Below are 1,914 nucleotides of genomic sequence, written 5' to 3' on the forward strand. Positions count from 1 at the left end.
CGAGACGCAGGGCGCGCTGCACCTGGACGACGGCGCGGTGCGGGCCATCGTCGAGCGTCAGGCGTCGTTGCTCGCGGCCGGCGTCACCCGGGTCACCGGCTCGTTCGGCGCCGGCGAGCCCGTCGACCTGGTCGGACCCGCAGGGCCGGGTCGTGGCCCGCGGGCTGGCCGGCTTCGACAGCGAGGACGTCGGCCCCATGCTCGGCCGCTCGACCCACGACCTCGTGCGCGAGCTCGGCGGCGAGTACGACCGCGAGCTCGTCCACCGCGACGACCTGGTCGTCCTCTAGCGCCTCCGGGACCGGCGCACGAGGAGCGCGGCCGCGACCACCACGAAGGTGCCGACGGAGGCGCCGAGCACGGTGTCGAGCGCACGGTCGCCGATCAGCTCGCGCGGCGACGACGGCACCGCCAGGTGCACCATCAGCAGGGCCAGGGGCGTCACCACGAGCAGCGCGAGCGCGTAGTTGCGCCCGATCAGCAGCTCGGCCACGACCTGCAGCAGCACGGCGAGCAGGACGGTCGCGAGCGGCGACGGGTCCAGCGCGAGCAGCCCGGCCGCGACGACGACGCCGGCGAGCGTGCCGCCGTCGACGACCGGGGCGAGCTCGAGGTGGCTGGCGCTGAGCTCGCTGAAGTAGTCGCGGGCGTCACGGCCGGTCTCGAAGGTCGGCACGTCCGTGCTCATGACCTCGTGCACCTGGGTGAACCGGTCGACCTCGGCGCCGTCGCGCTCGGTGACGACGCCCAGGACCTTGCCGTCCTCGACGACGACCGCGGCGCCGTGCGCGCGCTTGGGGATGAGGCTCATGGCCTCGCCGACCGTGGTGGACGGGCTGAGCGTCACCGGCGTCTCGTAGACCGGGTGGGACGCCTTGACCCGGCGCACCGTCGACTCCACGACGTCCAGCGGGATGTCCTGGGGGATGATCGCGATGCCGCCGCGGCGGGCGACGGTCTCGGCCATGCGGCGTCCGGAGATGGCGGTCATGTTGGCCACCACGAGCGGCAGGGTCGTGCCCGTGCCGTCGCTCGTGGCCAGGTCGACGTCGAAGCGGCTGGTGACGTCGGAGCGGGCCGGGACCATGAAGACGTCGTTGTACGTCAGGTCGTGGGACGGCTGCAGGTCGTTGAGGAACTTCACCGCACAAGGGTACGCGGCGGCTCCACACGGGCCGTCGCTCAGCCGCGCGGCTCCACGGCGGGCGAGAACTTGGGCACCCGCATGATCACCTTCGTGCCCAGGCCGGGCGCGGTCTCGACGACGATGCCGTACTCGTTGCCGTAGACGGTGCGCATGCGCTCGTCGACGTTGCCCAGGCCCACGGAGTCGGTGGCGGTCTGGCCGCTGAGCGCCTGCCGGACGGTCTCGGGCTCCACGCCGACGCCGTCGTCCTCGATGGTGATGACGCACTCGGCGCCCTCGTCCAGGGCCTCGACGGTGACCGTGCCGGTGCCGGGCTTGGCCGCCAGGCCGTGCCGCACCGCGTTCTCGACCAGCGGCTGGACGCACAGGAACGGCAGCGTCACGTGCAGCACCTCCGGCGCCACCCGGGTGACGACCCGCAGCCGGTCGCCGAAGCGGGCCTTCTCCAGGACGAGGTACTGCTCGATCGAGCGCAGCTCCTCGGCGAGCGTGGTGAACTCCCCGTGCCGGCGGAAGGAGTAGCGGGTGAAGTCGGCGAACTCGAGCAGCAGCGACCGGGCCCGCTCGGGGTCGGTGCGCACGAACGAGGCGATGGCGGCGAGCGAGTTGTAGACGAAGTGCGGCGAGATCTGGGCCCGCAGGGCACGCAGCTCGGCGGCCATGAGCGCGGTGCGCTGCTGGTCGAGCTCGGCCAGCTCGAGCTGCCCGGACATCCACCGGGCGAGCTCGGTGGTGGCGCGCAGCACGCCGGCGCGCTCCTCGCCGGC

At 73.2% G+C, this 1,914-nt stretch carries 2 protein-coding genes and 1 pseudogene; 1 reads left to right on the plus strand and 2 read right to left on the minus strand.

Annotated features, from left to right (window positions below; translation table 11 throughout):
* Nucleotides 1–37: 37 nt before the first annotated feature.
* Nucleotides 38–85: pseudogene (locus AC2W7G_RS15065) on the plus strand (hypothetical protein); the annotation flags it as partial.
* 201 nt (nucleotides 86–286) lie between these two features.
* Here AC2W7G_RS15065 and AC2W7G_RS15070 read toward each other — a convergent pair.
* Both AC2W7G_RS15070 and AC2W7G_RS15075 read right to left on the minus strand, forming a co-directional pair.
* Complete coding sequence (locus AC2W7G_RS15070; RefSeq protein ID WP_485869158.1) at nucleotides 287–1,144, minus strand: FUSC family protein; 858 nt, start codon at nucleotides 1,142–1,144, stop codon at nucleotides 287–289.
* 38 nt (nucleotides 1,145–1,182) lie between these two features.
* A partial coding sequence (locus tag AC2W7G_RS15075; RefSeq protein WP_485869159.1) for a sensor histidine kinase occupies nucleotides 1,183–1,914 on the minus strand: 732 nt, incomplete at its 5' end.

The organism is Aeromicrobium sp. PFPM2_SD2 (genome assembly GCF_057364525.1).